The organism is Thermococcus sp. 9N3 (assembly GCF_012027685.1).
GTDB classification, from domain to species: Archaea; Methanobacteriota_B; Thermococci; order Thermococcales; family Thermococcaceae; genus Thermococcus; species Thermococcus nautili.
On sequence record NZ_SNUV01000002.1, the window covers coordinates 105801 to 130512 of the forward strand.

General features: G+C 46.6%; 22 protein-coding genes. 11 read left to right on the forward strand and 11 right to left on the reverse strand.

The annotated features are described in order from the left end of the window. Window positions 1–87: 87 nt before the first annotated feature. Both E3E30_RS07590 and E3E30_RS07595 read right to left on the reverse strand, forming a co-directional pair. Window positions 88–1269 carry an RNA-guided endonuclease TnpB family protein gene (locus E3E30_RS07590; RefSeq protein WP_167729113.1) on the reverse strand — a complete coding sequence of 394 codons (1182 nt, stop codon included), beginning with the start codon at window positions 1267–1269 and terminating at the stop codon, window positions 88–90. After that, window positions 1259–1423: a hypothetical protein gene (locus E3E30_RS07595; RefSeq protein ID WP_167729114.1), complete on the reverse strand. Its 165-nt coding sequence runs from the start codon at window positions 1421–1423 to the stop codon at window positions 1259–1261. Before E3E30_RS07595 ends, E3E30_RS07590 begins: the two co-directional genes overlap by 11 nt. A gap of 161 nt (window positions 1424–1584) precedes the next feature. Here E3E30_RS07595 and E3E30_RS07600 point away from each other — a divergent pair, with 161 nt between their 5' ends. From E3E30_RS07600 to E3E30_RS07620, 5 genes are all read left to right on the forward strand, one after another. Next, window positions 1585–2424, forward strand: coding sequence for an ATP-binding protein (locus E3E30_RS07600; RefSeq protein WP_167729115.1), 840 nt, complete (start codon window positions 1585–1587; stop codon window positions 2422–2424). Between the two features lie 165 nt (window positions 2425–2589). Continuing rightward, window positions 2590–4965, forward strand: a complete 2376-nt coding sequence (locus E3E30_RS07605; protein ID WP_167729116.1) for an STT3 domain-containing protein — start codon at window positions 2590–2592, stop codon at window positions 4963–4965. An 809-nt stretch (window positions 4966–5774) separates the two neighbouring features. After that, a complete protein-coding gene (locus E3E30_RS07610) occupies window positions 5775–7022 on the forward strand; it encodes a polysaccharide biosynthesis C-terminal domain-containing protein (RefSeq protein WP_240922657.1) in 1248 nt (415 codons plus the stop codon). Window positions 7023–7052: 30 nt separating this feature from the next. Then, on the forward strand, window positions 7053–7772 hold the full coding sequence (locus E3E30_RS07615; RefSeq protein ID WP_167729117.1) for a phosphocholine cytidylyltransferase family protein: 720 nt from the start codon (window positions 7053–7055) through the stop codon (window positions 7770–7772). Beyond that, entirely contained in the window at window positions 7769–8803 is a 1035-nt protein-coding gene (locus tag E3E30_RS07620; protein ID WP_167729118.1) for an iron-containing alcohol dehydrogenase family protein, read from the forward strand. Before E3E30_RS07615 ends, E3E30_RS07620 begins: the two co-directional genes overlap by 4 nt. 64 nt (window positions 8804–8867) lie before the next feature. Here the strand turns inward: E3E30_RS07620 and E3E30_RS07625 are convergent, their stop codons facing one another. The 9 genes from E3E30_RS07625 to E3E30_RS07665 all read right to left on the reverse strand — a co-directional run bounded on the left by E3E30_RS07625 (window position 8868) and on the right by E3E30_RS07665 (window position 20572). Next, window positions 8868–10046, reverse strand: coding sequence for a CDP-glycerol glycerophosphotransferase family protein (locus E3E30_RS07625; protein WP_167729119.1), 1179 nt, complete (start codon window positions 10044–10046; stop codon window positions 8868–8870). A gap of 1682 nt (window positions 10047–11728) precedes the next feature. Further along, window positions 11729–12907, reverse strand: a complete 1179-nt coding sequence (locus E3E30_RS07630) for a glycosyltransferase family 4 protein (RefSeq protein WP_167729120.1) — start codon at window positions 12905–12907, stop codon at window positions 11729–11731. Between the two features lie 10 nt (window positions 12908–12917). Further along, window positions 12918–14045: a glycosyltransferase family 4 protein gene (locus E3E30_RS07635; RefSeq protein ID WP_206205119.1), complete on the reverse strand. Its 1128-nt coding sequence runs from the start codon at window positions 14043–14045 to the stop codon at window positions 12918–12920. Window positions 14046–14060: 15 nt separating this feature from the next. Further along, window positions 14061–15002, reverse strand: coding sequence for an S-layer glycoprotein N-glycosyltransferase AglJ (gene aglJ / locus E3E30_RS07640; RefSeq protein WP_167729373.1), 942 nt, complete (start codon window positions 15000–15002; stop codon window positions 14061–14063). Window positions 15003–15061: 59 nt separating this feature from the next. After that, entirely contained in the window at window positions 15062–15610 is a 549-nt protein-coding gene (locus E3E30_RS07645) for a hypothetical protein (protein WP_167729122.1), read from the reverse strand. Then, window positions 15611–16903, reverse strand: coding sequence for a DUF58 domain-containing protein (locus E3E30_RS07650; protein WP_167729123.1), 1293 nt, complete (start codon window positions 16901–16903; stop codon window positions 15611–15613). Between the two features lie 3 nt (window positions 16904–16906). Then, the gene (locus tag E3E30_RS07655) at window positions 16907–17836 is read right to left on the reverse strand and encodes a MoxR family ATPase (protein WP_167729124.1); all 930 of its coding nucleotides are present in this window, start codon (window positions 17834–17836) and stop codon (window positions 16907–16909) included. Next, entirely contained in the window at window positions 17826–18842 is a 1017-nt protein-coding gene (locus E3E30_RS07660; RefSeq protein ID WP_167729125.1) for a DUF4350 domain-containing protein, read from the reverse strand. The genes E3E30_RS07655 and E3E30_RS07660 overlap by 11 nt, the downstream gene beginning before the upstream one ends. Next, on the reverse strand, window positions 18839–20572 hold the full coding sequence (locus E3E30_RS07665; protein ID WP_167729126.1) for a carboxypeptidase-like regulatory domain-containing protein: 1734 nt from the start codon (window positions 20570–20572) through the stop codon (window positions 18839–18841). Before E3E30_RS07665 ends, E3E30_RS07660 begins: the two co-directional genes overlap by 4 nt. A 67-nt stretch (window positions 20573–20639) precedes the next feature. Between E3E30_RS07665 and E3E30_RS07670 the strand changes: the two genes are divergently transcribed. From E3E30_RS07670 to E3E30_RS07695, 6 genes are read left to right on the forward strand one after another with little or no spacing between them, the layout of a single operon-like run. Continuing rightward, complete coding sequence (locus tag E3E30_RS07670; protein ID WP_042691351.1) at window positions 20640–21386, forward strand: hypothetical protein; 747 nt, start codon at window positions 20640–20642, stop codon at window positions 21384–21386. Further along, a complete protein-coding gene (locus E3E30_RS07675; RefSeq protein ID WP_167729127.1) occupies window positions 21377–21625 on the forward strand; it encodes a hypothetical protein in 249 nt (82 codons plus the stop codon). The genes E3E30_RS07670 and E3E30_RS07675 overlap by 10 nt, the downstream gene beginning before the upstream one ends. Further along, window positions 21626–22627: a DUF1616 domain-containing protein gene (locus E3E30_RS07680; protein WP_167729128.1), complete on the forward strand. Its 1002-nt coding sequence runs from the start codon at window positions 21626–21628 to the stop codon at window positions 22625–22627. A gap of 54 nt (window positions 22628–22681) precedes the next feature. Further along, window positions 22682–23272: a M1 family metallopeptidase gene (locus tag E3E30_RS07685; protein ID WP_167729129.1), complete on the forward strand. Its 591-nt coding sequence runs from the start codon at window positions 22682–22684 to the stop codon at window positions 23270–23272. Between the two features lie 39 nt (window positions 23273–23311). Further along, the gene (locus E3E30_RS07690) at window positions 23312–24109 is read left to right on the forward strand and encodes an HAD-IIA family hydrolase (RefSeq protein ID WP_167729130.1); all 798 of its coding nucleotides are present in this window, start codon (window positions 23312–23314) and stop codon (window positions 24107–24109) included. Continuing rightward, the gene (locus E3E30_RS07695) at window positions 24106–24537 is read left to right on the forward strand and encodes a ferritin family protein (protein WP_167729131.1); all 432 of its coding nucleotides are present in this window, start codon (window positions 24106–24108) and stop codon (window positions 24535–24537) included. The genes E3E30_RS07690 and E3E30_RS07695 overlap by 4 nt, the downstream gene beginning before the upstream one ends. The last annotated feature ends 175 nt before the right edge of the window (window positions 24538–24712 follow it).

Below are 24712 nucleotides of genomic sequence, written 5' to 3' on the forward strand. Positions count from 1 at the left end.
ATAACTGGCCCAAGGAGGATTGGAAAGACTACCTTCCTCACGGCGGCGCTGAACGACCTTCACGAGAAGTACAAAATACCGTTCTGGTTAGCCGTGACTTGTGTAAAGTTGGTAAGCGTCGTTACGGCTAACCTTCCCCACTCCCGTTTTCATCGTGGGGCTTTCGGGGGGAACGGTTACTCCCCACATCTTCAAGGCCCTCAAATGAATATTCCAACTTCCAACCACATCCCTATCGGCCTCAAACCCACAATTCAAACACTTCAAAACCCTGTGCCCATTCGGGCTTAATTTCTCCCCACATACCGGGCACAGGGAGGAAGTATGAGCTGGATTTACAAAAACAACCCTAACGCCCTTCAACTTCGCCTTGTATTCGATAATGCTTTGAAGCTTCCGAAAACTCCAGCGGTGAAGCCTGCCGTTCATCTCGGCGGAATACCCAATCGAATCTCTGATTTCCGTCAAATCCTCAAGAGCAATACCACCGTATTTTTCTGCTAACTCAACGATTTTATTAGCAAGTTTATGATACAAATCGTTTAACCTGTTTCTTTCCCTCCGCCCGTATTTTTCGAGGAGTTCTTTTCGTCTCTTTCCAGCCCTAATCTTCCGCTGAATTCTTCTCCTCTTCACGAAGTAACCTGTCCTAACCTCCCGCTCGTGAGTGATGATTTGAACGAATTTCCCGTTGGGAAGGGAGAGGGTAACGTTGTTCTCGTTCAAATCTACTCCAACAAAGGCTTTCAGTTCTCTAACTTCAACTTCTTTCGAGAAGACGACGTTTAGGAAGACGCCCTTCGGCGTTCTAACCAACCAAGCCTGCCCAACCTTCCAGTCCTTGAACTTCTCGTGGTATTTTGCAGGATAAAACTCCAATTGGACTCGTCCGTTCGGAGTGGAGAGGTTTACCCTTCTGCTCTCTAAATTGAGTTTGAACAGGTGGTCGTCGAGCATTATGACTTCTTTCTTGAAAACCGGTCTTCCTCTCGCTTTACCCTTCTTTTTCCTCTTTCTGAAGCTTTTGAAGATTGCCGTCGCCATCTGGCAGGCCGTGTAAAGGTAGTGACTTGGGAGTTCTGGATACTCTTGGCGGAGGCTTTTGTAAGTTTCTTTTTTCAGCCGGTAAAAGCTGGTGATGTTGTTCTCAAAAGCGTGAGTGATGAGAAAGTTCACAATCTCTCGGTAAGTTTGGAAAAGCTCATCTAACCTTTCGGGCGTTTCCTTTAGCTTGAATTTGGCAGTGAGTTTGATGGTTTCACTCGGCATTTTCCAGCTCCTTTTTTGTTTTCTTAATCCACTCCTTGATTGCCTCTTCAATTGCAACGCTTAGGACTCCTCTCTTGTCCCCGTAGCGTTTTTTGGCGAGTTTTTTGAACTCTTGGAGGGTTTCTTCACTGATGACGAAAGTAGCCTTAGGCATTATTAACCACCATCAAAGAAATACTAAGTTGAAGTATTTAAACCTTGTGCTAACAAAAACCAGCAAAAATTACGAAAGTTACCAACTAAGAAACAGCCCACATAATCATCGACGCCAGGGCCATTTCAACTGCCAACTCAAAGAACCCCCAGGGTCAAATTGTGAGAGAGCTCCTCAGCATTAGAAAACATTCCAAAAAAAGGCGGCTCTCGAAAATAACGGACTCCATTGAAGGTATCACCATTAAGGGGGTCAAACTAAAGCTCAAGAAAGACGAGGAGTACACTTTGCCGGATATCCTGAGGGAGCTCAACGACTCCAACGAGCTGCTCGTCATAGCGTACGACGAAGCGCAGTACTTCAGGTATGCAAACGAGGACTTTACAAAAATCCTCGCTTGGGTTTACGATAAGCTTCCCAATATAATCACGATTGTGACAGGTTCTCAGGTGGGGGTTCTTGAAAACTTCCTGCGCTTTGACGACTACAAAGCTCCCCTTTACGGCAGATACCACGTGAAAATACCGCTAACAAGGTTCACCCCCTCTCAGAGTTTTGAGTTCCTTGAGAGGGGTTTTGAAGAGTATGGGTTGTCTGCAAATCCAAAGGAGATACTCTCTGCTATCAAGGCTCTTGATGGTGTACCAGGCTGGCTGACACATTATGGGGCAAGCAGAGTTGATGGGAAGACCCACTGGGATGCCATTCAGGACGTTCTCATCGAGGCTGAGGGATACATTCATTCGGAGTTCGAGGAACTGGACAGGGCTTCCCCGAGGTACAGGGCTATTATGGAAATCGTGGCGGGCATCACTTCCAGGAAGAACTCTGCTTCCTGGACGGAAATAAAGAACGCCCTAGAACTCAGAGAAGGTAAGGAGATTGATGACAAAAATCTTAACCTGCTCCTCAAGAAGCTCGTTAACTACGGCTTTCTGGAGCATGTGGGGAGGGAATACCGCATTCCCGACCCGGTAATTAAGAGAATCTTCCAAACCTGACTTTTTTCAGTTTAGCCCCAATAAGTTTTGAATCGATGATATGAGAAGAAGTGAGGAGCACCCGCAGACGAGACCAGAGTGAAGTTCCATTACGCAACGCTTTTATTACGTTACGATGGTAGTGAACTGGAGGATAGATTACAATTACGTGAGAGGGGAGCTTTAATGAAATGGCGATTGAAGTCCGAAACGGCGTCCCACCTTTACCGGAAACTCATCGAACCGAAGTTCGCCGTCCCGATAATAGCCGTTGTGGCCCTCATCCTCAGGCTCCTCCCCATGCACTTTAAGTACTTACTAGGTTACGACCCGTTCTTCCATCTTGCTTACATTAGGTACGCGCTTGAGAAAGGGGAATGGGTTAATTTTTTCCCTTACGCGTTTGGTCCTTGGGGAATGCAGATTAAACTCACCCAACCACTAGGCCTGTGGATGACCCCAGCTTTCATTTACAAGCTCCTTCATCCATTCGGTGTTTCCCTCTACAATGCGTTCAGGATAACCCCTGTAATCTTCGGAGTGCTCACAATCATTTTCATATACCTCGCCGTTCTCAAACTGTACGGGAAGAGGGAAGCCTTCCTCTCGGCCTTCCTTCTCGCGGTGAGCTTCGGCCACGTCTTCCGCTCGATGGCAGGTTATTACAGGGGAGACAACTACATGCTCTTCTGGTACAGCTTGGCACTCCTCGGAATCGCTCTCGGGCTGACGTGGAAGCCCAAGAGGTGGAAGTACGAGAGGTTCGTGTTCTACTTAATTCCGGGAATCGCAACCGGGCTGTCAGCGATATTCTGGCAGGCGTACTATCCCATCTTCGCCTTCGTGCTGGCAAACGCGGTTCTTCTATCAATAGGGGCGTTCCTTCTCAGGGAAGACGAAAGAATTCTGGACGGACTAGCCATCGCGCTTTCAACGGCCCTTGGGGCCCTGATAGCCAACGCTCTCGGCGGAATTTTTGGCTACGGTATGGTTGGCTACAACAGGTGGCTCGGTAAGAAGTTCGCCGAGGAGCTTGGAGTTCAGTTCGGGTTCATGAAAGACCTGTTCCTGCTCCTCTACGTTAAGTACGCCCTGCCCCTCGCGGTCACTGCAATCATCGCTCTCATTGTGCTGGCCAGAGTTGTAAGAGGTTGGAAAGCCCGGGTCTCAATCGTGGGAGCACTGGTTCTTGTGAGTGTAGTTCTGACGGGCCACTATTATGGAATCATCCAAAACCTGCTTGAAAAGATTTTTACTGAGGCCCCAATAGCTGAGACCCAGAGAACATCCTTAAGCGACTTGTGGACGGCCTACGGTCCGACTTTCGTTGCAGTACCCCTTTTTGCATTGTCCTTTAGAAGGAAGAATCTGGGGGACTACGTTGCTCTCGGCCTCGGACTCGTGGCAATCCCCATGCTCCTTATATGGACTCGCTTCCTCTTCATCGGCTCCCTCGCTGTCGCGGTTATGGCCGGCGTTGGGTTGGCTTCGGTCTCAGACCTCATAGCGGATTCCAGTAAGAAATACCTGTCCCTCGCGCTGAGCGGACTCGTTATAGCCGTACCCCTGACAACGGCCGTGGTGGGGGTTCAAAACACGCTTTCCGTGAAACCCATCGTGAACAACAACTGGGCAAGGGCTCTAGAGTACCTAAGCAACCACTCGAACATCAACGATGTCGTTCTGACTTGGTGGGACGAGGGGCACTGGGTGACGTACTTTGCGGAAAGAGCCCCAGTAGCACAAGCGAGTGCCATGACAAATCCTAGTAAGATTGTCGCCAAATACTATATAGGAAAGATATATAACAAGAGCCTCATGAACCTCGGAGTAGATTACGTCATCGTGTCTCTCGATGCCGTTGAGAAGTTCGGGGCCATACTTGAGACAGCAGGGGAGAGCGGGTACGCCATGATTCTGTTGAAGCCTGTTTCGACCCCCGGTGTGCTGACATTCGCGGCACCGGGGTACACGGTCATGGCAACGCCCGGAGAGAGCTGGGACGCAAAGGTTAGAATCGGAAACGTCTGGGGTGTTCCGGCTGAGCTCTTCATAGAGAAGGGGACGAAGGTTGAAAAGGTCCCGCTGAAGGGGAAGCCCACAATGGGGGCTTACGTTTACATAAACCTCAACTACGGCTACGCGGTGCTCATGAACGCTAAGGCCTTCAACACGAGCCTCGCGAGGCTGATGTTTACGGACGAGTATCCGAAGGATTACAAGCTCATTTACTCGGACGGGGGAATCGTTAAGATATTCAAGTTCGTCCATCCAAACGTCATCGTAACATCTGAGAACGGCTCGGTCGTGTTGAGGTTTGAGAACGCGAGTGGAACCGGACTCGGAGTATATGGATACCTTGACAATGGAACGTTGGTGTTCAAGAAGTGGTATAATGTGGAGGACAGAAGGGAGTTTATCCTTCCCAAGAACCTGAACGGGAGTGTCGTGGTAAGGTACACCTACACAAAGAGTAAGACCGTGCTTGACAGGGGAGTGCTTAGGGTTGATGACACATTAAGGAAAAATAAGGGGATAGAACACCAAGATTCAAGCCGTTAACAAGCTACTTGGGAGGAAATAGCTCAAAAGAGTTTAAATGAGAAACTTAATATGAGTAGTCTATGAGGAGACAGAGGATAAAATTCCAATCATCATCACAGCATATATAACCTCTCCTCTAAAGTTGAGAAGACGCTAGAAAGAACAGCAAAATAATTGAATTGGAATCGAGATAATAAATGCCCAGCGAGAATTGGGCCAAATCCCCTGAGCAAAATCTCAATACGACTCCAAGAGGCGACTGCTTAGGCGCCCATCAAAATGTTATTGCTTCTCCTGAACATTTTATTTATTCGTGCTTGAACGCGAAAGAGACATCTGTTAAAGAAATTCAGAGTCAAAAGTCCCTTATCACTCGCGTGGTGCAGTAAAGGTTAATACTCATTGAACTTACTATTGAACTTCAACTGCATAACCGCAACTGCAACAACTAGGCAAACGTGCAAAAGATGACATACTCATATGAAAGTTGGAAGCAGTTTAAAACTATGTTTAATACCATTAAACCTCCATTTGCGGTGTGTTCAGAGGTTTAGACAATGTTTGCAAAACGGCCGTGATTTATGGCCCCAACCGCATAGGATTGTGTTAGGGTGCAAAGAGAGGAAGAAAGTTTAAAATCTCACTAAGAGAATATCGATAACTGCAACTTACTAAGCTTTGCAAAGTTTTTCCATCTGCAAAATGTGCCTATCTAATAGAAGTATCAAAAAGCGAAAAAAGATAACATTCCTCGATTAGATGTTGAGGATATCCGATACAAACCAAATAACTTTTTAATTCCCACGAGGTAAACTGGATAGCCGGTGATGAGAATTATGCCGTTAAATCTGATTAAGAAGGAACTGCAGAACCTCAAGAGCCCGCTGTACAGGAACTCAATTTATATCTCACTGGCATCGTTCACAACAGCCCTCGCGGGTTTTCTGTTCTGGGCCATAGCTGCAAGACTCTACCTGGCGGAAGAGGTAGGGGTTGCGAGTGCTGTTGTGTCAGCCCTCAACTTAACATTTCAACTCTCGATGCTTGGAATGAACTTCGCGATAATAAGGTTCTATCCGAAATACAAGGAGAGGGCCGTTGGGAGCGCCCTCGCCATTACAAGCGTTGCAAGCGTTCTCTTTTCCGTCACCTATGGGTTAATCATGATGAGCTCCGGGTCATTTGAGGACTTCGGCTGGAAGTTTTTTGGAGTCTTCGTTCTGTTCTCTGTCATTGGAACAATTTACAATGTTCTGTACACATACTCTATAGCTAGAAGACGGGCTGAGCACAGTTTCCTTCAAAGTTTGCTCTTCGCGGGGAGATTCCTCTTTCTGTTCTTGCCGGTCTCGCTAGGAGCGATGGGGATAGTTTCGTCCTTTGGGCTTGGGCTCTTGCTTGGTCTTGGGTACGCGGTATTTATTGTGAGTATCCCCGAAATTAGATTGGATAGAAAGTTCATCAAAGAGGCTCTCCGCTTTTCCTTGGGAAACTACCTAGCCAACATTGCTAACATAGCCCCCAACTACCTCATGCCCACACTGGTTTTAAGCATGTTGGGAAAAAAGGAGACTGCTTACTTCTACATGGCCTTCGCGATAGGAAACCTGATTCTGTTCGTGCCCAACGCGATAAACACGTCGTTTTTTGTTGAGGGCAGTCATGGACTTAAGAACATCAAGGCGACCCTGAAGAAGGCGATAGCTTTCAGTTACGCATACCTGGCGGTTGCTACTGTGGCAGTATGGCTCCTTGGGGGTTTTGTTCTGAGGTTTTTTGGCGAGGAGTATGTGAACGGCCTGCCTCTCCTGAAGCTGATGGTCCTTGGAGGTTTCTTCGTTGTTGTTGTTAATTTCTCGATAACGATACTTAACATCCAAAAGAGGGTGAAAAAAATAGTGATAATAAACACGTTAAAGGCTGTGCTTTTCCTTGGCCTGAGCTACCTTTTGGTGCCTAGGATGGGGATTGTTGGAGTGGGATGGGGATGGATAGTGAGTCATAGTTGCTTGAGTTTGATATTGTTTTGGAATCATTTTGACCACATTAAACATTTAAAACATTTAAATTATTAAACTCCCCTACTAAAGGGGGGTGAATTCAAAATGGAGGCTATAATTTTAGCCGCAGGTGTTGGCTCACGCTTAGGAAACCTAACCAAAACTAAACCAAAGCCCTTATTGGATTTAGGAGGAATTACTATCCTTGAGTACCAGATAAACCAATTGGTAAATATTGCTGAGATTGAACTTTCAAGAATATTTGTTGTAGGTGGGTACAAAGTTGAGACCTTAATGCACTTAGAAAAGATGGGGGTTAACTTAATTTTTAATCCCAAATATCGCGAATACAACAATATTTATAGCTTTTACTTAGCAAAAGAGTATCTCGAAGAGGACTTTATTTTGCTCAATGGGGATACAGTATTCCACCCAAAAATTCTCGAAAAAATAATCAAAGCTAGAAGGGGTACCCATTTTATAATTGACAACGTCAAACAGCTTGGAGAAGAAGAAATGAAAGTTTTAATTGAGAATAATCGGATTCAAAAATTTGGGAAAGATATTGACCCAAAAAGTGCTAATGGTGAATATATTGGTATTGCAAAGTTTGATATTAACGATGCAAGAATCATATTCAATAAAATGAGAGAGCTTATAAAAAGTGGAAAAACAGGTATTTGGTACGAACTTGCCATTAATTATGTGTTAGATAAGATAATTGCAAAACCCATTTACACTGATGGTCTCCCCTGGATTGAAGTAGATACACCTAATGAATATGAAATGGCCAAAAAGCTATTTAGAGAGGTGATTCATATATGATTTATAAGTTTGTCAATTTTCCAATCATTATCGAGGTTAAAAGTGGGGTCTTGGAGGAATTTGAAAAAGTTGTTCATCAGAATAATCTCCATTTTGCGAATCCGTTGATAATAACCGGCAAAAAGAGTGGAGAGATTATTAATAGGTATCAGTTTGCTAGCGAGTACCAACATTACATCATTCAGGATGGTAAGCTAGAAGAGATATCTTATTTAAGAAAAATGCTTGTTGATTATCAACACGATGCCATTATTACCTGTGGTGGGGGTAGGATAATTGATATTGGAAAATATCTAGCAAGGGAAACTCTAATCCCTGTAGTTAGTGTGCCCACACTCTTATCGAATGACGCAATAGCGTCTCCAATTAGTATCCTAAGAATAAACAACGAATACAAGAGTGTGGGCACAACAATGCCTATAGGAGTTATTGTTGATATTGAAGTCATTAAAAGTTCTCCAAAGAAGTACATACTAGCCGGCTTGGGAGATTTAATTTCGAATATCTCCGCGTCATATGACTGGGTTCTGGCTCATCGTGATATTGGAGAGAAAATTGACAACTTTTCTAGAATGCTAGCGTATATGCCCGCAATAAATTTACTAAACAACTTTGAGATATATTCCTCACTTAAAGACGAGAAATTTATCGAAGACTTGGCTTATGGACTTATCTTAAGTGGGATTGCCATGAACATTGCTCATTCGAGTAGACCCGCAAGTGGTTCAGAACATAACATTAGTCATGCTCTCGATAGAATTTTAGGATTTAGTAGGATCCCTCATGGGTTACAAGTTGGATTCGCAACGATATTAACTACATATTTACAAGGACAAACAAGAGAACACAGACAAATCTTGGAACTATATGAAAAATTCAAGTTTCCAAAGACCCTAAAGGAGATTGGAGTTGATAGGGAAAGTCTAAGAGAAGCTCTTAACATTGCACCAACAATAAGAGATAGATACACTATACTAAACAAGTATCAGCCAGAAAAAATTGTTAAAATTGCAGATAACTTAATTATCTAATTTAGCCAAATTGGCGTAGCGGTTTGTTTTTAATTTTGAATTAGTTCAATTTATTTTTCATTACTTAATTTTTACCAAATAAGAACTTTGCAATTCGTTTACTTGATGCACTATCTGGATATACAAATGATAAGTCTCGAATGAGCTTCCTTTCGTATCTACATACATCTTCATTTTTTATTAGAATGTTGTGTAACACATTAACTAACTCTTCAACCGTTTTTACTTTCTCCCCAGGTGCCCAGAACTCAAACGGTTCCAACAAGAAGCCTCTTGTCTTCTTGTATTCCCCTATGTCGGGGACATAATACACAATAGGTCGATCTAAAAGAAGATAGTCAAAATAAACTGAAGAATAGTCAGTAATTAGTAAATCTGTCCCAGGTAACAAATCATATATTGTTAATCCGACCTCTAACAGATTTTGCGACAATAAAAGTTTAATATTGTCACTAATCTGCCCATATTTCTTTAGAAAATATTTTTCCTCAAAAGTATGGGGCTTATATACTAGTAGTATGTGGTTCTGCTCAAGAAAACGCTTGAGGTCTTTATTGGTGATTAACTGCTCAATAATTTCTCTAGTTACTTCGACTCTACCATCCCTATATGTTGGCATATAAATAATAATTTTCTCAAACTTATCTACATCAGTTTTTAGAACCTTTGCAATGTTATTTCTTCCCTGATTATATGAAAGGGATAGCAGGACATCACATCTGGGTTGTCCCAATATTTTAACTTTTTTAGGATCAATCTTAAAAGCAGAGGAAAATGCCGCCCTCATTATTGGGGATGTTGCTATAAAAAACGTGGTATTTTTAGACATTCTACCTAAAAAGTATCTAGATTCTCCCTTAAAGTAGTATCCTATATTTTTAAGAGGGAGGCCATGCCAGAGAACGACCCCAACTTGATTCCGTGGTTTAAACAATGGAACTGCATGTGAAACTACAAAATACTTAGACCTAAAAAGCTCCTTGAAATAAGAAAAGCTAAGAAATTTAACGTACGGAATACCATGAGTTTCGAAAACTTTCTCATCAGAATAGGCAACCCATATCATCTTTAGATTCGGGTAATGCTCTTTAAGAAACTCGTAAAGGTAACGGGGGTTGTCACTAAAATCTGGAATCGAGAGGAATAGCACTCTATTGGGGTCCTTGGGGATTAACGAACTTAGTAATGATAAAAAATCAAAAATAATTTCAAGCAACAATATCATTAGAGTGTTTATTTTCATGATATCTCCCCCCTGACATAAAACAACTTAGTCCCGTTAGATACATAGCATATACTATATTTTCCGAGAATATCTGAAAAGAAATGCCTAGGTATTTTGTAATATTCTCCCCAAATATTGTATATGTGATACTTTGTATTATACCATGTGAGAAATAGATAATAATTTATATACGTGGTATTTGATGGTATTTTGTTATACAAAAATAAAGACTTTATTGGAGTTATTCCCCAAATACCTATCCGCTCCCCAAAATACGTAGAAACCTCAATTACATGGTTGTCTCCTAAGATGATCGTTTGCTGGGGGTGCTCCATTTGATCCAGTTACTAAGCTGTATCTCTTCGGGAGTTGTTATCCAAAGTTGTTGATCTCCTAGATATACTGAGGGTGGATATACGATTATAATCGAAAAGATCGTTAATATAATAATTACAAAAGTGTACATATAATTGAATGATATCACCTTTGACGTTTTGTATGTAAATTTATTTAAGGGATATACAAGCAATGTTGAAAACGGAATTACAAGAAGTTCCACTATTCTAAATAGTGGAATCGATCCATTACTAAATAATGAGACTATTGATGCAACACTAATCCCAGCAATAAAGCCAAAAGTATATCCTATGTCACAAGAATCATTAGCATTTTTTGTGCAACTCCTGTTAAGTATCAACAGTGTCGATAGGAACGTTAAAATGGTAAACAAGATATAATATGTTCTTTTTATTAAATAAAATATATATACCTCCGAATGTATTTGTAGATTAGACGTAGGAAGAAGCGTTTTGATAAACATAATCAACGATAACTTTTTGGCCAATACAGTCGAGATTATCAAGTCAAGGAGACTCCTAATATACGAATGAGGATAATAAAAAAGCCATACTGCAATATAGGAGAAGCTAAGTAGTATAAATGAAGCGTAGAGAATGATAATGTGAGTCTTTCTACGGCAATAAAATGCATTAATAAATGTTATCCCACCCAATCCACTGATAAATAACAAAACTTCCAAGTGATGAGAAAATATTAGAGTAATACTCAAAATTACTATTAATAATATCCTTTTTGTTAAAGCAAAATTAATGTGTTTATCAAAAATCACCAGTAAAATTAAAATCCAAAGTAGTCTAGCCATACCCTGAGGGAGAACAATAACACCGAACAATACAAACGACGGAAACAAAGCTAAGATAGAAGCAGATAGAGTTGCTGAGAACAAGGTATAGCCCCAAGATTTATAAAGGAGTAAGAACATTGAAAATATCAGTATTAAATTAATTAAAATACTTAAAAGATGATATTCTAAAATCAATGATTCTTTATCAAATGGCGAAATCCCAATCACATATGCAAGAGTTGATAACAAAATATGAGATGCAGGAATTTTAAAATACACCTCTCCAGGAATGAGATTACTCTGCGATATATTTGATCTTGTTATTATATTGTGAGCTACTACAACATGATGAATATTATTTCCAACAGGAGCCCCATATATGTACAAGGGTACTAGTCTAAAAATAAATGATAACATCACTAATGCGCTAACAAGCTGTATATATTTCAAGCGATTGCTTGTATTGTCAGTTCTCGTTTTAATCGTAGTAACAAGTAAGTACACAAAGATAAAACTAATCGTGGCCACTAGCAGGTCTATTGCAAGCAACTTACTATTAATTACCATAGTGTATCACCAGTTCATTAAAGAGATCCTCAGTGTCGTTGCTAATCTTCTTCCACTCATATCTTCTCCTTACCATTTTCCGGCCATTGATTCCCATCTTTCTTGCATCTCTCTCGTTTTGTAGTATGTATACTATAGCATCCGCTAAGTTTTTCGAATCCTTAGGGGGGACTAATAGACCAGTCTTTTTATGTTTTACCACATATTTCATTCCCCCGATGCTACTGGCGATTACAGGTTTCTTTGCAGCATTCCCCTCAATTAAAACCATGCCAAAACCCTCTGCAGTGGTTATTGAGGGCAACACGACCACATCTGAACTAAGGTAGTAGTCAGGTAAATAATTGTCTTCAACAAACCCTGCAAAAATGACATTATTACTGACACCAAGACTCCTTGCAAGTTCCTTGTATCTAGGAATCATATTCCCTCCACCGACTAAAATTAAATAAGCATCCTTAACCTCTTTCACAACATTCGAAAATGCCCTGATAAGAACATCAACCCCCTTGTGGGTATGATGCCTCCCCATGGAGCCAACAAAAAGAACAATCTTCGAATTATCTGGCAGTCCATACTTTGTCCGAATATCTAAATAGTCCTTTTTTTCAAATCTGGATACCTCAACACCAGGAGGTATCCATGATACTTTCCATTTAACCTGCCGAAGAAAGGGGGATTCAAAATAACAATAAGGTGAAGGGGTTATTATATGGTCCGAAGAGCTCAAAACTATATTAAGCATTGTGGCATTGTAAACCCTGGCAATCATGTCCAGAGCATTAGGTTTAACTAAATCGTTATGGTAGGTCACTATAAATGGTGTGTTAATATTGTTAATAATTTGTTTATAAATAGACCCAATATCCGCAAAATACGTTACAGGCATATGTGCATTAATAATATCGAAATCTTCATTTTTTAGAAGATTACGAAGTCTACTTAGCAAATTCAACACGATGGGAGTATTTGAAAGTATCATCGTTGGAGGGATTCTACGGACGGTTATTCCATCAATGGTCTCCATTGCGGGAGCATGTTCTTTAGTAGAACAGAGAACAGTAACCTCATGGCCTCTTTGAACAAGTCTTTTAGCTATATTATAAACATAGTTTTCTAGTCCACCTCGATAGGGATAAAAATATGGGGTCAGGAACAAAACCCTCATTGTGCTCACCCTAAACAATAGTCTCTAGATATCCAACATAATCACGCACAATGTACTCCCAATCATATTTTTTGGCAACATTGAGCGATCCTTTTTTCATCTTCCTTGAGGAATGAGCCAGCACATACAGTATTTTCTCAGAGAAATCCTCAGGGATGGGTTTTGCTAAAAATCCATTCTTTCCGTCAATTATTAAATCCTTAGCAGCATTCATTGGGTGGGACGTTGTGACGACGGGAATTCCAGAGGCATTAGCCTCCAAAGCAGATATACCGAAACCTTCACGAACAGTTGGAAACACGAATACTTTGGATGACTTCATATGGGCTATTACATCTTCATGTTTAGGTAAAAATCCCTTAAACTCGACATTCCCAGTAAGATCCAATTGTCGAGTTAAGGCCTCTAATTTTTCTCGCTCAGGACCATCTCCAATGATAACAGCACTAATGTCAGGAATTTCCATTTTTAGTAACGACAATGCTTTTATCAAGAGGGCAACATTTTTCTCTTTAATTAACCTGCCTGCAAATATTATATCCCATTCCTCATCTACTGAAGGCACCCGTTGGATTTTAGTGAAATCAATACCATTTGAGAGTAATTTAATGTTTCTTACGCCTAAAGCATGAAGATCTCTTTTGGTTTTCCTTGATACAGCAATATGATACACAGATAAATTCACTAAAGACTTCTCAACAAATTTTCCAAATATTCCCAATTTTCCAAGATAATCCGCCCAATAATCTCTCCAGACTTCGTGCCAAGTTATCATCAATGGAATCGAACGGACATACGATGCAAACTTAGAAGAAAAACACGAAAAATAGGGAAACTCTTGGCAATCAATTACATCAATATTACTCTCTCTGATTAAAGGATATATGAGCCTCCTCGCGAAGTATATGGCCTCACTTATTGATCTTCTTCCATTTATATATAATTCTCGAGGATTGCCAACACCATGATAATAGACCCCATTAATTTCAATGTTCCTCTTTCCATTCCACCATTTTAACCCAAAGAAGTGAACTTCATGCCCAAGTTGAGTCAATCTCATTGATAGTTCAAACAATCTAGTTTCAATACCTCCTTTTTTCCATGGAGGGATACTGTCATATATAAATGCTATTCTCATAGGAATCCCCACGACTTAATCTTCTAATCTTTTACCGCATTCTCTTATCAATTGGGTATACTTATTCCTAAGATCCAAGATCAATTTGAATACAAAGTTTACTATAAATCCAAATATTAATAAATTAACCCCAGTAATTATGAAAATCGACGTCAATGAAGTAAGTAAATAATGACTAACACCACGAGACCATTCTGTAACAATATACACCCCACTTAAAACGCCGAGTGATAGAGCAATCATTCCAAAAAGATACAGATACCTTCCAGGATTGTACCGCACCATGAGCTCTATAATTGTCTTCCCAATCCTCCAACCGTCCTTGATGGGATGAAGGTTTGCCTTTCCTTTACGCTTGTAGTAGTTAATAGGAACCTCAGCAATACGGAACCCCTTGGCAATTGTCTCAACGGTTAGTTCGGTTTCAATTTCAAAACCGTGTTTCTCAAGTTCGACGTTCTTATAAAGTTCCCTTGTAAGGGCGCGGTAGCCGGTAAGAAGGTCATGAACCTCGACACCGTACATAAACCTGAAAAGGGCGTTGAAAATCTTGTTCCCGATAAGGTTCAACTTCGTAAAGGCACCCTTCTCAAAGTTAATCAAACGGTTCCCGATAACATGCTCCGCTATCCCTCTCTCGATAGGCTGGAGGAGCTTTGTAACATCCTTCGGGTCGTAAGTGCCGTCGCCGTCAATCATGACGACTACCGGCGTGTCTATCATCTTAAAAGCCTCAGCGACAGCCTGCCCCTTGCCCTTTCCGCTCTGGAGAACCACCGTTGCACCTTTAGCCCTTGCAATCTCGCGCGTTCTGTCCGTGCTGTGGCCGTCTATGACAAAAATGTTCGTAAATCCAAGCTTTTTGAATCCGTCGATTACCTCACCAATTCCATCCTCTTCATTTTTTGTCGGAATCAGTATTGTAACGTCCTCAGGATTCAATTTTTTCAATTGCATCACGGTGCCTCCCGATAGTGTTTGCACTGTGCCTCGCTAAGTTAGTATCCTTTATTTCTCTACGCACGCTTAAACATCTCATCCCTTTTAAAGTTTTTCCAAACGAGAAGCAATGAAAACGTAAAAACCCCAACCGCGGCCGTAACCGCCACCTGCGCCGGAGCGGAGCCCGCGTAATCCAGGGTTTCCCTAAGCAGGGCGAACGCTACAATTGTAATCCCCAAGACCGCGCCGGCAATCCGTCCAAACCTCACTCTGGAGACAAGAACAACGGCCCCGCCAACAATCAGCGACTCCGGAAAGAGGGCCCCGAGGAGTATGAAGGGAACCGCAATTAACTCCCTTCTCCCGGGCAGAAGCCTTCCCGTTAGAACGTCGTCAAGGAGAACAATGAGGGCCAGGGAAAAGGAAAGGACTGCAATCAATGAAGAGTAAGAGTACACCGTCGAAACCTGAACGGAGTTGCCCAGGTAGATGGCGTAGAGAAAGAACGCCACCAGCCCGGCGTCTCTTCTCTTCAGCGAGAGCAGCCAGGGCACTATCGAGAGCGCCCCCGCGTAGGTTCCAGCCCAGTAACCGGCGATTATCGAGAGTAAAACACCAATCACTCACATCACCCTTGCTATCTCCCTAAGGTAGTCGCTCGGCCCGAGGTCAATCGTGGGAACGAGGGCGTTGAAACGTTTTATAAGCCTCTCCCGCTCCTCATAAGCTTTGTAAAGCCTCTCAAGGGTTTTCTCGTCGAGGGTTCCCGAGTAAAACAGAATCGGATTTGGAGAGAGGATTAGAACCCTGTGCCTCTTCCTGGCCTCGGAAACGGCCCTGTAAACGTTCCTCGGGTTGCTGAGGTCGGTTATGAGGATTATAAACGCCGGACCTTTAAGGAGTGAGAGCGCCTCAAAGATTCCGGGTGAGCCCTTTCTGCCCTTCATCACTGGAAGCACCTTTTTAAGGAACTCCCTGGCCCTGGAACCCACGCTGGCTGAGAACTCGAACCTGAGGCTCATGGCCTTCTCCTCGTGCTTTATGCCCAGGCTCCTCCTGATGGCTTCGAGCTGAGCCTGCCCCTTCCTTGCGGGCAGCAGTTTGGCGCTCACCTCATCGTAAACGACGAGTCCAACGTTGTAGTTGTCGAGCAGTGCCGAAGCAAGCTGGAGAACAAGGGTTGAGCCGTAGTCAATCTTCGCCCGCCTTATTCCTTTCCTCATCTCCCGGGTGTTATCGAGGAATATGTAAACGTCAACGTTGTCCTCCCTGAGGAACTCCCTGACTATGAGCTCGCCGAGGCGGAGGCTGGCCTTCCAGTCTATCCTCCTGAAATCGTCGCCGTGCTGGTACTCCCTCAAATCCTTGAAGTCGAGGCTCTCGAGACCGAAGAAGCGCCCTGTCCTGTAAAGCTCGGCTAGGCGGAGGTTTCTCTCAACCCTCGCCTCCTCCCTCAGCTCCTCCAGCGAAGGGTACGCCTGAAACCTGGCCCCCTCAAGGGTCAGCTCATCAAAGTAGAGCCCGCGCCATTCCTCGACCCTGAGCGCGATTCTCTCTATCGAAACCTCGCCCTTCTCAAGCACCTTCATACGGCCGGCCAGGGTTTTCTCCTCGCCCTCAACGAAAAAGGACTCCGGGAACTCAACGCCCAAGCCCCTCGCAGAAACCTCAGGACGAAGCCGGACGATGCTACCCGAGTTCTTAACCCTGAGCTCCAGGGGATACTCCTTACCGGCCTCAAGGGGCCCTTCCGGAAAAGCCGCGGATGCGCTGACGGCGAACTCCGTAGACGAGCGGAGGAGGAGCAGATAGATTAGCATCGCCAGGCCGAGAAACCCGGGGAGGACGTTGCCCGAAAGGTAGCCCTCAAGCATGAGGAGGAACGCAGTCATCACAATGAAGTCTTCCCTCTTCATGCGCTACACCGGCACCGGCGTTCTCTTGAGGATGTCCATGAGGACGTCTCTGGGCTTAAGACCTTCGAGCTCGTAGTCCACCCTAAGCACGAGCCTGTGTGCGAGAACCGGGAGTGTCATCTTCTTCACGTCATCAGGGATGACATAGTCCCTGCCGTCGAGGAAGGCACTCGCCTTGGCGGCGTAGAGGAGGTGCTCCCCCGCCCTTGGGGAGGCGCCGAAGAGCAGTCTCTCGTCACTCCTGGTGGCGGAGATGAGGGCGTAGATGTACTCTATGACCTCATCGCTGACTGTAACTTTCCTTACCCCCTCCATGAGCCTGAAAAGTTCGCTTCCCCCGACGACCGGACGAACATCGCCGAAGTCGTTGGTGCTCTTTCTCCTCAAGAGCGCAAGCTCCTCCTCCCTGCTCGGGTAGCCCATCTCCACCTTGAGCATGAACCTGTCAATCTGGGCCTCGGGAAGGGGGTAAACACCCTCCTGCTCAAGGGGATTCATGGTCGCTATCACAAGGAAGGGCCTGGGAAGCTGGTGCGTTTCTCCCTCTATGGTGACCTGCCTCTCCTGCATCGCCTCAAGCAACGCTGACTGGGTTTTCGGCTGGGCGCGGTTTATCTCGTCGGCAAGAACGACGTTTGCAAATATAGGCCCTTTTTTAACAACCCAGTCTTTGACCTTCTGGTCGTAGTAGCGGACGCCGATTATATCAGCGGGGAGGAGGTCCGGGGTGAACTGTATCCTCGAGAAAGTGAGACCAGTCGCGGAAGCAAAGGCCTTGGCAATGGTCGTCTTTGCGACGCCCGGGATTCCCTCAAGGAGAACGTGTCCCTCGGTTAGCAGTGCAACTGCAAGGAGCTCTATAACGTCCTCTTTGCCAACCACAGCCTTTGAGAGCTCCCGTTTGAGGTTAGTTATGAAGGTTTTACCGTCCATGAGCACCACCCAGTTTTGAGCCGGTCTCGATTTCCTCAATCAGTCTTTTTAACTTATCCCCGTCGTAGCCCCTGGCCTCAAGCCTCCGGAGGATATCCTCAAGACTCTCCTCCTCCGACCCGAAGAGCTTCTCAAGGATTGAGAAAACCAGACCCAGAGACCACGCAAGGAAGCGAAGCGCGAGGCCGGATTCAACAAAGAACACGACGAGCGCAACGAAAAGAACGTAGTAGAACACCAGCTTCCTGTTGACGGCCCTCTGTATGACGACGGTTCCGGAGGAGTACGGGTTCAGGTCGCGGTGGTGTGCCTCGTCTATGTAGAACGTCTTGGGGAGCCCCGCAATGAGGTTTCTGAGAAACGGCTCGTTCTCGTCAAAGAGGGCGTTCGTGAAAATCCCAGGGTCCGAAATTATGATTATCCGCCCTTTCCCGTGGGGCACCTCATCGGCGAGGGGGAACCGTCCGTAGGAACCCCTGAACATCGTCGCGTTGCTGGTGAAGAGGATGGGATTCTGAGCCCCGAGGATAACAGAAGGCTCGCGAAGGGCCACGAAGGGGACGCCCCTCGCAAGGGAACCCGAAACCTCCCGTGTAACGGGGAGGCCGTTGAGGAACGTTATCGTGAGCGCTTTCTCCCTGGAGACCCTCTGCTTTAAACTCAGCTCCCGAAGTATGGAGTTTCCCACGTCAGAGTCCGTGGCGAGTAGCAACGTGCCCCCCTTTTCAATGAACGAACGAAGCACCTCGAGTTCACCCGCCCCAAGAGAGACATCGGGCTCTATCATAACGAGCGTCGCGTTTCCCTCAGAGAACGAGGAGTAGGGGAAGAGCACGGGAACTACCTTGCCGGAGTGGTACAGGAGCGCTCCAAACCTTGAAGTTCCATCTGGCCCAGTGTTCAGAACGCTGTAGGGGGCATCACTCTTAAACCGGGGAACGCTCAGGGGCATAACTATGAGGGCAATCCCTACTATGAGGAGCAGAGCGTACGCCACCCTTCTCACAGCTCATCACCGATTATCGCCGATAGCAGAACCCTCGAAGCAGTTCTAACCGCACCGCGAACCGTTGAGGCCTTCGCCTTGATCCCTCTGTAAACCTCAAGCTCGTGAAGGGTCGTGAGGGTGAGCAAATCCTTTCCAAACGGGAACCGTCTAAACTCACCGAGGAGCTCTCTGGGCGTCGTAGACCTGGGCAATCCCCGGAGCCTCAGCAGGGCGCGGTAAACGAGGACGTAAACCTCACGCACGGAGGAGAAAGCCCTTTCCTTCAAGCCCCACTCCAACGAGCCCGAGTCCGGTTTTTCCACCCGCTCAGGGGAGCCTGAACTCTCCCTGCCAAACATACGGTACGCAAGGAACGCTATGACGAGCAGGGACACGAAAAGGGCAACCCTTGCCATCGGAATCAGCGGAGGGGTTATCACTAGGGTGTTTGACCTGGCGGGCAGGTATCTCTGGTTTCCCCTGAAAACTACGTAGACTTCATGGGGTCTGCTTCCTGTTGGTATTGTGAGCGTGAACTCCCCCTTCGAAACGAAGAGGCGGGAGTAAAAGGAACCATCCACGTAAACGTCGAGGGCAATCAAACCCCCGGGAGACGGAAGCAGGCGCCCCTCAACGGTTGCTTCTCCGGAGAAGGGGGAAACTTTGGAGACGGAGAGCTTTATTATGAGGGGAACCCTCTGGGGAACGAACTCTGTGAAGGCACTCGCGGGGGAGTGAACTTCATCTCCGAAGTAGAGAACGTCCACCCATACCGGGCCGGTTGTTTTAAGTGGAACAAAAAACTGCCCATCCCTATCCGTGAAGACACCCCTAGCGGTGCTTCCCCAGCGAACCACCAGGGGAGCGTTTTTGAGTGGGTTGCCCAGGGCATCGCTAACGTAGCCGCACACACCGGAGAGGTTTGCGCAGGTGCCGAAGGTAATGAAGACCGGAACGCGGAGAACCTCAACCTCAACCGTGTTCGAGCGGTGCTCCCCGGTTGCGTTTGTACCAACCGCGTAGACCTCGTAAACCCCAGTGGAGGGGAAAGAGTACACGTAAGAGAACTTCCCCTCAGCAACCGGAAGGAGAACCGAGTAGTTGCCAATATGGAGAACAACCCGGCTCATATTGGGGGCGTACCCAAAGATTGTAACGTTTTCCCCAACGAAAGGTCTCGCCTTGGAAACGAATATAGAGAACCTCAACCCGGCAGCTTCGTTGACGGCGTTCTCCTTTGAACGGAATTCGCGCGAGATTTCGACAACAAGCTCATCAAGGGCAGTCGTGTTAAGGAAAGCTTCACTACCGTTAACGCCGAAGGAAAACTCAGAGATAATTTGAAGGGAGTTTCTAACGAGGGAGATGCCATCCACAACAGATGCTATGTGCTGCCTCGCTACCTCGTAGTTCCCGCTCGAAAGTGAGGAGTTGAGGGAAGTGCTCCCGTTAACTATCAGCAGAACACCCTTCTCAAGCTCAACGAAGGAGCGGGCGAGGGTAAGGACATCGTTTGAAGCGTTGTAGGAGAGAAGCGTAAAATACGTGGAATTCGCAACGGAGAGCAGCTCCAAGGCATCTCCCACTGAGGCGTTGCCCTCCAGCACCCCAGAGAGAAGGGAAGCTGTCCTGTTGAGGAGATTGCCATAGTACACGTAGTAAGGAGTACTCAGAGGTGAGCCCGCCGAGGAGGGGGGAATAATCGTTAGGGAAAGCAACAGCAACAGGATTGCGGAAACCTTCTTCATAATACCCCGCGAACGGAAACGAGAAAACCTTTTATAAGGTTAGTGGCTCCCCCGTTCGTGGGGCGTAATGAAGGTAAGGGAAGCCTCGGGATTAACCCTTATGATAACCGGGCTCGCACTCGCAATCTACGGGTTCATGAACGTTAAAACCACCCTCACAAACCTCGGTATAGCCGGCGTTTTCTTGGGCCTCGTTGTGCTTACATTTAAATCCAGCGACTACGTAAAAAAGGAAAGCGTTCAGGCGATTATGGAGCCGTATCGGAGAGTTTTCTCAACCTTTGCGGACAACCTGTACCTCGAAGGAAACGCCGTCTTCATACCGCCCTACGAGAACCTTCCGAGGGGCGGACTCTTCGTGCCCCTCCACGATAAGTTTGAGCTTGACCTAGCGAGGCTTGATGAGGGAACTGTCTTCCTCACAGACGTTCCCAACGACCGGGCGATGGGGCTTTTCCTCGGACCCTTCGGGAGTTCTTTGGTAGAAAAATTTGAGGAGCACTTTGAGGGACCGCTCAATGGAGCCGGCAGCGGAGCCGTTGAGAGCGTCGCGGGCTCCGTTCTCCGATACCTTGAGCTAGCCGACAGAGTGTACATAGAGGAGAAAGAAGATGGATTTCGGGTGGTAATTCGGCCAACAATCGGATGCAGACCAAGGAACTGCGAGAAGGCTCCCTGTCCAATATGTGCCTCAGTCCTACTCGCACTTGCAAAGGGAACGAATCAGGTGCTCGCCGTTGAATCCGTTGAAGAGAAGGACTACGGAATTGAAGTGACCGTCAGAAAGCTAGGAGGAGTCGAGAAATGGATGTAGAGGACTACATGCTCCTCTTCCTGTCAGTCTGGATTTTGATTTCTGCTCTGGCTACATCGAGCGTAAGCGTTTTCCTGACCCTAACCCTCATAGGCCTTCTAATAACCGTTGAGGTGGGAAGCCTCTTCCTGAGCAGGGAGCAGAAGGAGAGTTTAAAACCCCTCATCGAGCTCCTGATAGTGGTGTTCGCAATCATCGTTATGGGACGTGTGTACTCAATCCTCTCGGGGGGAAGGTAGTTGCGAGAGCCTCGGGGCGTATGGAAGTACTGGGACCTTGTGACGCTGATATGCCTCTCAGTCCTTCTGGACATCCTTATACTAGCCTTCCCAGACAGCCTCGCGAGGAAGGCCCTTGGTTTAGCGTTCGTGCTCTTTTTCCCGGGCTACGCATTTATTACCGCCCTATTTCCAGAGAGAAAGGAGCTCGATAACCTTGAGAGGCTCGCCCTGAGCTTCGGACTCAGCATAGCGATAGTTCCGCTCATCGGTTTGGCCCTGAACTACACCCCCTGGGGAATAAGGCTGAAGCCAATTCTAATCAGCCTAACTGCATTTAACATTATCTCCGCCCTCGCGGCAATTTACAGGAGGAAAAACGCAATTGAACCCTGGATTCCCTGGATAACCCTGGAAGATATAAAACGGGAACTGGAGTGGGAGACTGCGAGTAGGCTCGATAAAGCCCTTACCGTGATTCTGATAATCGCAATTGTGACCTCCGTAGGAGTCCTGGCCTATGTCGTGACCCATCCAAAGCCCGGGGAAGCTTTCACGGAGTTCTACATCCTCGGTCCAAACGGAAAAGCGAGCGACTACCCAACAGACCTCAAAGTCGGACAGAACGCAACGGTAATCATTGGCATCGTCAACCACGAGCACAGAAACGTGACCTACTACGTTCAAATTTGGCTCGTGAACCTGACCTGGGACAACCAGACAAACACGACGATAATCCATGAGATGTATCCAATGCCCGGATGGTTTAACGTAACCCTCCCACCAGTTCCAGTCAACATCGAGGGCAACTGGACACCCCAGTTCGAGACCAACTACACGTTCAGCATAGACAGACCCGGCAGGTGGCAGCTGTGGTTCCTCCTGTTCAAAGACAGCCAGCCAAGACTTCCCCCCGCACCGCAGGATGGAAACTACGCTGAGACCCCCGCAAGAGAGCTCATTTTGGGGGCCGTCAACGGGACAATTCAGAGCCTCAAGCTGAATATCTATGTCCATGAGTGACTAGTTACTTCCGAACATCGAAAAACATATAAGGGGAACTTCCAACATTATACGGTGTTACTAATGAAAGCAGTTAAGGTAGAACTTCGGATAATCGTTGTTGTAGTGGCGCTGATAGTAGCTGTCTCCGGAGTGGCCAAATCCCACTTCACCGACGCGGCAATCTCTAAGGGCAACACCATAACCACCGCCGAGTTCGACATTGCCATAAGCAAGGACGGAAAGCGCTTCTACAACGAGCTCAAGCTCTTCGACCTGAGCAACCTGCTCCCCGGGGAGAACAGAAACGTGACATTCCTCGTCAAGAACAGGGGCACGGTCACGATAAACCGGCTGACACTGACGCTAAACGTCCGAAACTACGAGGTGAAGATGTCCCCGGCGGAGAAAGCCGTTGATTCAACACCCGAAAAAGGAGAACTCGGAAAGTGGCTGGTTCTGAAAACAATCAGCGTGAACGGAAGAACAATCCCCGTGAACAGAACCCTCGACGAGCTCAGCGGGAAGACGATATCCCTGCCGGTAAAGCTCAAGCCAGGGGAGAAGGCTGAAGTAAGGATGACCCTTGAACTCCCGGCCAAGGCGGGCAACGAGTGTCAGACCGATGGAATAGACGTGACGCTGAGGCTCGACGCGAGCCAGTGAGCTTTTATACTTCCCCCACCTTCTCCCTCCGGTGGGAGCATGATTGGAATCATATTCGACATGGACGGCGTCATCTACCGCGGAAACCGGCCGATTGAGGGTTCGCGGGAGGCAATCAAATACCTGAGGGAAAAGGGTATTCCATTCGTCTTCCTCACCAACAACTCGACCAGAACGCCAGAGACCTACAGGCAAAAGCTCCTCTCGATGGGCATAGACGTTCCGGCGGAGAGAATAGTTACCTCGGGCCTCGCCACGAGGCTCTACATGGCCAAGCATATGGAACCAGGGAAAATCTTCGTCATCGGGGGAGACGGCCTCCACGAGGAGATGAAAAGGCTCGGCTGGGGCGTTGTAAGCCTCGATGAGTGCAGGGAAGGAAAATGGAAGGAAATCGAGCACGTTGTGGTTGGTCTCGACCCCAAGCTAACCTACGAGAAGCTCAAGTACGGGACGCTGGCGATAAGGAACGGGGCGAGCTTTATCGGAACGAACCCCGACACCACTTACCCCGCGGAGGAGGGACTCTACCCAGGGGCGGGGGCAATAATAGCGTCGCTGAAGGCCTCAACTGACCGAGAGCCCCTAATCATAGGAAAGCCCAACGAACCGGCCTACGAGATAGTGAGGGAGAAGCTCGGCCCGGTTGATGAAATCTGGATGGTGGGCGACAGGCTCGACACGGACATTGCCTTCGCGAAGCGCTTCGGCATGAAGGCGATAATGGTTCTCACAGGCGTAAGCACCTTAGAGGACGTTGAGCGGAGTGGAGTTAAGCCCGACCTCGTTCTGCCGAGCATAAGGGAGCTCTTGGACTACCTGAGGGTTGTGGAATGAAGGCGAGGAAGCTGATAGAGAGGCTAATCTGGCAGGAGAACGAGCTTTACAACCTCTACAAGCTAGGGGAAACGTACGCGCTCTTCGAGAGACCCGAGCTGAGAGACACCTTCGCACTCATGGCGGAGGAGGAACTCAGGCACCGCGAGACCCTGACGGGACTCCTGAACGAGGGGACCCTCGAGAGCCTAATCCTCGACTACATGGACGAACTGTCAATAGAACCGGTGTTGAGCGATGAAAGAGCCAAACCGGAGAGCCTTGAGGAGCTCGTTGTTGAGGCCGTCCTGAGGGAAAAGCACGCCTACGAAATGTACTCAAAGCTCGCGAAGCTCTTAGATGAGCCCTTCAGCGACCTGTTCATGCACCTCGCGAGGGAGGAGCTGACCCACGCGTACCGGTTGAAGCTGATATACGAGGCCATCTAAACCATCCATCGCCTTTTTCTATCCGTTTCCTACCATCCAAGGTGATAAGTCAGAATTCGTCAGGATGGCAAGTCAAGGCGGGGCAAGGTATATTAGGGAACCCGGCGAGAGTGGCGGTGCTGATAATTTTACCAATGGTCAGATTTATACACAGCTGTGTGTCAGGGGTGTTTAT

Coding starts and splice junctions, on each gene's coding strand:
- aglJ (WP_167729373.1), bottom strand. CDS start 15,002: ATGCAATTGAAAAAATTGAATCCTGAGGACGTTACAATACTGATTCCG.
- E3E30_RS07650 (WP_167729123.1), bottom strand. CDS start 16,903: ATGAAGAGGGAAGACTTCATTGTGATGACTGCGTTCCTCCTCATGCTT.
- E3E30_RS07605 (WP_167729116.1), top strand. CDS start 2,590: ATGAAATGGCGATTGAAGTCCGAAACGGCGTCCCACCTTTACCGGAAA.
- E3E30_RS07690 (WP_167729130.1), top strand. CDS start 23,312: ATGATTGGAATCATATTCGACATGGACGGCGTCATCTACCGCGGAAAC.
- E3E30_RS07670 (WP_042691351.1), top strand. CDS start 20,640: ATGAAGGTAAGGGAAGCCTCGGGATTAACCCTTATGATAACCGGGCTC.
- E3E30_RS07695 (WP_167729131.1), top strand. CDS start 24,106: ATGAAGGCGAGGAAGCTGATAGAGAGGCTAATCTGGCAGGAGAACGAG.
- E3E30_RS07615 (WP_167729117.1), top strand. CDS start 7,053: ATGGAGGCTATAATTTTAGCCGCAGGTGTTGGCTCACGCTTAGGAAAC.
- E3E30_RS07610 (WP_240922657.1), top strand. CDS start 5,775: ATGAGAATTATGCCGTTAAATCTGATTAAGAAGGAACTGCAGAACCTC.
- E3E30_RS07625 (WP_167729119.1), bottom strand. CDS start 10,046: ATGAAAATAAACACTCTAATGATATTGTTGCTTGAAATTATTTTTGAT.
- E3E30_RS07675 (WP_167729127.1), top strand. CDS start 21,377: ATGGATGTAGAGGACTACATGCTCCTCTTCCTGTCAGTCTGGATTTTG.
- E3E30_RS07665 (WP_167729126.1), bottom strand. CDS start 20,572: ATGAAGAAGGTTTCCGCAATCCTGTTGCTGTTGCTTTCCCTAACGATT.
- E3E30_RS07595 (WP_167729114.1), bottom strand. CDS start 1,423: ATGCCTAAGGCTACTTTCGTCATCAGTGAAGAAACCCTCCAAGAGTTC.
- E3E30_RS07620 (WP_167729118.1), top strand. CDS start 7,769: ATGATTTATAAGTTTGTCAATTTTCCAATCATTATCGAGGTTAAAAGT.
- E3E30_RS07655 (WP_167729124.1), bottom strand. CDS start 17,836: ATGGACGGTAAAACCTTCATAACTAACCTCAAACGGGAGCTCTCAAAG.
- E3E30_RS07590 (WP_167729113.1), bottom strand. CDS start 1,269: ATGCCGAGTGAAACCATCAAACTCACTGCCAAATTCAAGCTAAAGGAA.
- E3E30_RS07635 (WP_206205119.1), bottom strand. CDS start 14,045: ATGAGAATAGCATTTATATATGACAGTATCCCTCCATGGAAAAAAGGA.
- E3E30_RS07630 (WP_167729120.1), bottom strand. CDS start 12,907: ATGAGGGTTTTGTTCCTGACCCCATATTTTTATCCCTATCGAGGTGGA.